Genomic DNA, 6,561 nt, shown 5'->3' with positions numbered 1-6,561 from the left:
GCGCAAAATTGTGATAGTGGGCGACAGCATCACCGAGGCCGGGAAATACCCCGGAGGTTACGTTTGGCTGCTGGAACGCTATCTGAATGCCGTTTATCCCGATCGCAAAATCGAAATCGTCAACGCGGGGATCGGCGGTAACAAATCGACTGATATGCAAGCGCGCTTCCAGAAAGATGCGATCGACCAAAAGCCAGATTTAGTGATGATTAATGTCGGAGTCAACGACGTTTGGAACGCTTTCTTCGACTTCCCAAACAATCAGTTTTATCCGGAAGGCAACTGGTCCGCGGGAGTGCCAGTGGCAGAATATCGGGAGAAAATAACTCAAATGGTGCTGGCGGCAAAAGCCGCAGGAATTCGAGTTGTACTGCTTTCTCCTACTCTGATAGGGGAAAGTATCGACGGCCCAGAAAATCGCAGGTTGCAACAGTATGTTGCCGCGATGCGAGAAATTGCGTTAGAGAATCAGTGCTTGTTTATTGATTTGAATACGCCTTTTCGGGAAGTTATCGGCACGTATCAAAAGCACGCGGGCAAGACTCTGAATTTGTTGGCTGCAGATGGAGTGCACCCAAATCAATCGGGATATCGAATTATGGCTTTTACTATCTTGCGCGGTTTGGGCGTACCCGCAAAGGATATTGAGAATTTGGAAGTCAAAAAGTGAATCTTTGAATTTTGTTAACAGTTGACGGTTGAATGTTAACTGTTGACTGTTAATTGAAAGTATCCAAGGTAAAAGCCCCCTGATTTATCTCTGGGCTAAATTCTTCAAATCTAAAATCTAAAATCTAAAATCATTCAATCGGCGGATGATACCGCTTCAACCAACAGCTACCAATAATAACTAAGGCCACCACAACTATAATCTCTGTCCAAAAAAACGACAGAAAATCGCTCGCAGTTCCCACCGGAGGCACCCCCGGTTGAGCATTGCGAATAGCGGGAAAAGCAAACAGCATCACACCAGTCCAACTCAGCATTCCCACTTCCGGCAACTTGCCCGATTTCATCACTTTTAATGCTAGCAAAAGTGCCATAATTGACAGCACCCACATGATGACAATAATCACTAACGCAAAGAATTTCACCGGGAGCGATCGAGTTGCAAAAACATCAATATAAATAAAGATAGATGAATTCTCTTCCATCGGCTGATAACTGATGTCGAACCCTGGAACATCGGCATGAAAATTAAATTCCAGCGGCACGGGATTCAGTTCAAATGGAGCAAACTTTTTACCAATTGAAGGCAGCGGGTCAATCGAAATAGCTACTTTAGCAATGTGCCTATCAAACGGGTAATTGTTGATTTTCCCTTTGACTAAGTTAAACTTTAATGCAGGGACAATCATCGGTTTGCCTTCTTTAAAGGTAATTTCCGAATCCTGTACGTTTGCGCCGTTAACTGTCATTAACAAGTCTTGAGCAGGGTAAGTTGGCCCTTTTTTATAAATACCTTTGAGTTCAAACTGCAAGCGGGCTTCTAATTCGTTTTTAATGGGATCAACGGCAATTAATGTCATTTTGACATCAACCAAACCTTTGGAAGCGACAGCGCTTTCTGGAGAGGGATTGTAAGGCTCTTGGGCGTTAGCATTGTGAGAGTAAATAGATAAGATAATTGCGAAAATTGCGAGGAAAGTGCCAATTGAAATAAGTATTTTTTTGAAATTAAATATGTTGATAGTTTGCATTTATTATGATATTTTACATCTTGAATAGTTGTTAGCACTCCCAGCAGTCCGCCAGGGGTTTAAACCCCTGGCTCATAGCTAAAGTCGGTTGAAACCGACTAAAGAAACTCGATCGATAATAAATCTTGGTTTTAGTCCTCTAAAAGAGGACTTTCGCTGTGAGCCGGGGGTTTAAACCCCCGGCGGGCTGTGGCGCTCATCGGCGCAAGAACCAGGCGAATCAACGGGCAACTACGAACCGATAGGAAGCAGTACATTTGGTGTAAAACTGCCGTGCAAGCCGTAGGGAATGTGCTGTTTTAAATGCAAGCACGCTAGGGGCCCTTTGGTAATATCGCGAGCATCTAAAATTACTAAGGTCGATCGATGATTAGCAGCATCATACATTAAAACCAGCAGCCAGCCGTCATCCTCCGCAACAGCATCGGGACGAGGAACAAACACCGGTTCCCCCGCAAAACCGCGTGGGGCTGCACTCCAAATTTGCCTTTCACCAGTCACAAAATCCATTTTGAGGATAGCTTGCAAAGGAGCATTTCCCGTGGGAGCATCAGCAGCACCGATATAAAGATATCGGTAAGGTTGTCCGACATTATTGGGATGCAGAGTCGGAAACTCGCAGCACCGAGTTTCAACAACTTGATGCTGTACCGTTTTGTCTTGCAAATTTAACTTAAACCGCCACAATTCGCCCGCTGGAACGCTATCAAAATCAATCTCGCGAAAATCGCCGTCCTCTTCTACAGTTGGAAAGGATTCGTAACAAACTGAATCTACAAAAACTGCGCCTTCTTCTTCCCAGGCGTTGCAGTGGTGGAAGACAAAACAAGGTTCCGTTTCTAATATCTTTACCTCGTCAGTGCCGTTGCGGGGAATTAAAATTGCTTGCGTTGGCTTGTTTGGCGAAAATTGAATGCACTGGGATGCACTCCGAAATCCTAACACGAAAAGCAGCGGATTGAAGCTGACGGGATTTTGGAAGAATATGCAGTAATTCGGGGTAATTACCATGTCGTGCAGGAAGGCAAAACCCGGTATTGCATGGGCGTGACGCTGCAAAAGTTTGCCGCTTTCGTCGAGTTCGTAAATCGTGATGGTACTCGACAAACCGGGCTTGACGGAAAAGTTGATTAATCTGTCTCCTTTGCCATTTTTCCCTTTTTCAATTCTCGGGTGGGCGGCGAAGGCTTCACCGGGTTGTAAAATGCCGTCTAGGGTATCTAAGCCGAGTGTTTCTAGGGTGCGGGGGTCGAGTCTGTAGGGCTGTGCGGCTTCCCAAAGTGCTAGCAGTTTGTCGCCCCAATAAATGATGTTGGTGTTGGCAATGTTTTTGATTTTGACATCAAAGATGTTGGCTAGCCAACCCCCTGGCTTTTGTGTGCCGAAAACGCCTCTGTGGAGGATTTTTCCGGCTTTTTGTTCGGCGAGATAGCCTTCTGTGTGTATGAATCGGTTGCGGAAATGGGCGCGGCCTTCGGATATTGCGATCGCACAAACCATCCCGTCACCGTCAAACGGGTGGTGGATGCGCTGGCCGTTGATATCCAATAATCCGGGCCCGTTGCGAAAGAATGTGCCTTGCAAGCCGGCGGGGATTTCGCCTTCTATGTCGTCAATCCAGTAGTCGGATTCGTTGGGTTGGGATTCGTAGCCGCGCTGCCAGTCTGTGCGATCGTATGATACGTTTTGAGCTGCGGTTTGAGATGCGGAAAGTTGTAGGTCTTGCATTGGTGTTACGGGAGCGAATTTTTTAACCGCAGAGAGTACAGAGGGCGCAGAGAGAAGGAAAATCGGAGAATTGGGAAACACAGTTAAATTCATCCGTGTATCCGTGTCAAAATCGGTGTGTGCCTGCCTTTATTTGCTGTCTGCGGTGCGGCTTTGTGACCTTACTGTTGGTACTAAGTCGGGAAAGTATTCGGGCATGAAATGCTGTCCGCCTGGTTTGGAACTGCCCATTTCTGGTTCTAATACGGGAAGAGATTTTTGATTGTTTGGATCGCCGCTTTCTGTACTATCGGCGGGCAGCCAATTTAAGAACGGTAGCGGCAGAAGTGTGGACAGGTTTGTGATGACAATTAGCAGCCAGAGGTTATCGAAATTGCGATCGGTAATTCCTAGCAAGTGGGTCAAAAGTGCACCGCCTTCGTGGGAAATAAGTCCTGCTAAGTTTGTGATTGACATCAGCAGCGCAAATAAAGTTGCTTCGACGCCGGGGGGACACAAGCGGGCGGAGAGTACCAGCACGGGCATATAAGCAATTTGTCCGATTACTGTCAGGATCAGGCTGTCTCCAATGCTGAACCATTGATCGTCAATTCCTAAAGCTCTGTTGGCATGAGTTACTAATAATAAAGTAGTCATGCCCAAAGCAGTCGCAAGGACGGTTGACCAGCCAAAAATTACTCGAAATGGAACTGTTTTGAGGAAGCGTTGAAACAGCCAGACGCCGGCGAGGGCGGCAATGCTGGTAACGAGGCGCACTCGGCCGAGAAATTCTGGTTGAAAGCCTAATTCGTTGGTGGTGAAAAAGAAGAAGGCGGAGTCTGAGCTTGGGGTGGCTTGCCAGAGGAAGAGAAAGGCGGTTGGCAGCCAAATTGTTTTTTGGGTAACAGCTTGCCGCAGTTGTTTTAGTTGGTCTTTTACCGTTTCAAAGTCTGTTATTTTGTTGGTTTTTTCTTCGGCAATTAACCAAGCTGTTGCTGATACAATTAGCGGGAAAGATGCGGTGATTAAAAAGATAGTGTGGGTGCTGAAGTGTTGCAGCAGGGAACCGCTGAGGTAGGCGGTAATTAGTCCGCCGAGGGCTGCAGCGCCCCAAGACAAGGATTGCAGGGAACCTGCGTCGGTAACGGATTCTTTTCTGGCCCTTTCGACTACCAGGGAGTCGGCGATTACGTCGCTGACGGCGAGGGAGAGGGAACTCAGGGCGATCGCGCCTGTAGCTGCAAGCGGTGTGTGTACAATTGTTGCGAGGCTCACCCATGCTGACGTTCCCAGCAGCCCGGAGAGGACGATGTAAGGGCGTCTGCGGTAGCCGAATATCGGCAAGCCGTCCGACATGAAGCCGAACACGGGTTTGATAATCCAAGGCAGGGCGACGACGCCCAGCATTGCCGAGACTTCTGCCGGACTCATGCCGAGTTCGTCTTTGAGAAAGAAGCTGACGGCTAAGCGGGCGAGTCCGAGAATACCTTGGACGAAGTAAATCAGTAAGATGGCTATGAGTTCGGGGGTTGGCTCATTCCCAAAGAATACTTTTTCTTTTAAAGATTCCTTGAGTTTGCTGACGCCGGAGGGGGAAACGAGCATTTTAGCAATATTTCTTAATGAATCTCAATATTTATAACACATTCTTAATGAGTTGCGGGAACTGTCGGAGGTGGGATGCGAAAGTGAGGGGGAGGTGGCAGCCGCTATAAAATTGTAATTAGCTGAAATAAAACTATGTTTTGTACCCATAGCAGAAATTTCAAACGAACCGCTTTCGTCGCGTATGACGCGAAGGAAGAGAATGAAGAGAGAATTCACAACTGCTACCATGACTGTTATATGATTATCGATCCTAAAAATGTGCCGGAAATTAGGGGTTCCAAGTACCCTAGGCAATTCCAATCTGCTGTTTTGGGGAGAGTTAAAAAACGCTTGGGCGATGCTGCCGGATTGCAGAACTTTGGGGTAAATTTGGTGAGACTTGCGCCGGGAAGTTGTTCTGCTCTCAGGCATTGGCACACTCGTCAAGATGAGTTAATCTATGTTCTGGAAGGGGAAGTTACTCTGATTACAAATTCGGGAGAGCAAGTGCTAAAACCGGGTATGGCGGCGGGTTTTCCGGCGGGTGATGCAGACGGGCATCATTTGGTTAACCGCTCGAATGCAGATGTTGTTTATCTCGAAATTGGCGATCGCACTCCGGGAGATAGTGCCGAATATCCCGATGACGATCTAATTGCGAAAGCTAAGGGGAATAGTTGGATTTTTACTCGCAAAAATGGCGAGGTTTATGAGAGTTGAAAATTTATGAGTCAAGTGAATCTTTGGACTTCGGCAGAACACGCTTTGTGGTATCTTGCTAAAGCTGATGGAATTCCTCACCGCACTGAAGGTGAAGCGGTTTTGTTGGAGGAAGTGCCGAAAAATGTTAAGCGAATTCTCGATGTGGGTACGGGAGACGGGCGGTTGCTGGGTCTGCTTAAGTGCGATCGACCAAATGTTGAATGTGTGGCGATCGACTTTTCGCCGACAATGCTGGAAAAAGCCAGAATTCGCTTTGCTGATGACCAGAATGTCACGGTAATTGAGCACAATTTTGACGAATCGCTACCGGATTTGGGCAAGTTTGATGCGGTTGTTTCTAGTTTTGCGATTCATCACGTAATAGACGATCGCAAACGTTCGCTTTACACCGAGATTTTCGAGCTTTTGGAGCCGGGAGGCATTTTTTGCAATTTGGAGCACGTAGCGTCAGCAACTCCGGCTTTGCACGATAAATTTCGAGAGGCCTTGGGTATTAGCGATTCGCCAGACGATCCGTCTAATAAATTGCTGGATGTGGAAACGCAATTGCGCTGGTTTAGAGAAATTGGTTTTACCGATGCAGACTGTTATTGGAAGTGGCGGGAACTTGCTTTATTGGTTGGGGTCAAACCTGTTTAGCTGCGGGTAAGGACTGCATTGTCCTGTCCTTTTAAAATTGGAAATAGTCACAATTAGTAAGGTGCGTCAGATTTTTAAACCCTCAATAATCGTTCTAGAAATTTACCTGACGCACCCTACAGATTGATTTTATACCAATTTTAAAAAAGAATGCAACAGTATTCTTGTTCCCCCCCTTAGCAAGGGGGGGCTAGGGGGGGTCGAA

6 protein-coding genes are annotated in these 6,561 nt (G+C 47.0%); 3 read left to right on the top strand and 3 right to left on the bottom strand.

All coding sequences use genetic code 11. The annotated features are described in order from the left end of the window. Positions 1 to 670, top strand: a 670-nt coding sequence (locus QUA43_RS30440) for an SGNH/GDSL hydrolase family protein (RefSeq protein WP_333379478.1), incomplete at its 5' end; no start/stop codon positions are given. Between the two features lie 130 nt (positions 671 to 800). Here the strand turns inward: QUA43_RS30440 and QUA43_RS30435 are convergent. From QUA43_RS30435 to QUA43_RS30425, 3 genes are all read right to left on the bottom strand, one after another. Next, positions 801 to 1,700: a DUF4436 family protein gene (locus QUA43_RS30435; protein ID WP_333379476.1), complete on the bottom strand. Its 900-nt coding sequence runs from the start codon at positions 1,698 to 1,700 to the stop codon at positions 801 to 803. A 231-nt stretch (positions 1,701 to 1,931) separates the two neighbouring features. Further along, on the bottom strand, positions 1,932 to 3,428 hold the full coding sequence (locus QUA43_RS30430; protein ID WP_333379480.1) for a carotenoid oxygenase family protein: 1,497 nt from the start codon (positions 3,426 to 3,428) through the stop codon (positions 1,932 to 1,934). A 129-nt stretch (positions 3,429 to 3,557) separates the two neighbouring features. Further along, on the bottom strand, positions 3,558 to 5,012 hold the full coding sequence (locus tag QUA43_RS30425; RefSeq protein ID WP_333379474.1) for a folate/biopterin family MFS transporter: 1,455 nt from the start codon (positions 5,010 to 5,012) through the stop codon (positions 3,558 to 3,560). Between the two features lie 240 nt (positions 5,013 to 5,252). Between QUA43_RS30425 and QUA43_RS30420 the strand changes: the two genes are divergently transcribed. Together QUA43_RS30420 and QUA43_RS30415 are read left to right on the top strand one after the other, a co-directional pair. Next, on the top strand, positions 5,253 to 5,714 hold the full coding sequence (locus QUA43_RS30420) for a cupin domain-containing protein (protein ID WP_333379473.1): 462 nt from the start codon (positions 5,253 to 5,255) through the stop codon (positions 5,712 to 5,714). A 6-nt stretch (positions 5,715 to 5,720) separates the two neighbouring features. Then, complete coding sequence (locus QUA43_RS30415; RefSeq protein WP_333379471.1) at positions 5,721 to 6,356, top strand: class I SAM-dependent methyltransferase; 636 nt, start codon at positions 5,721 to 5,723, stop codon at positions 6,354 to 6,356. Positions 6,357 to 6,561 lie beyond the last annotated feature (205 nt).

Origin of the sequence: Microcoleus sp. N9_B4, from assembly GCF_036701635.1 — a bacterium.
Taxonomy (GTDB): Bacteria; Cyanobacteriota; Cyanobacteriia; order Cyanobacteriales; family Microcoleaceae; genus Microcoleus.
Note: the sequence above shows the minus strand (reverse complement) of the source record. Positions and strands in the feature narration are given on the sequence as shown.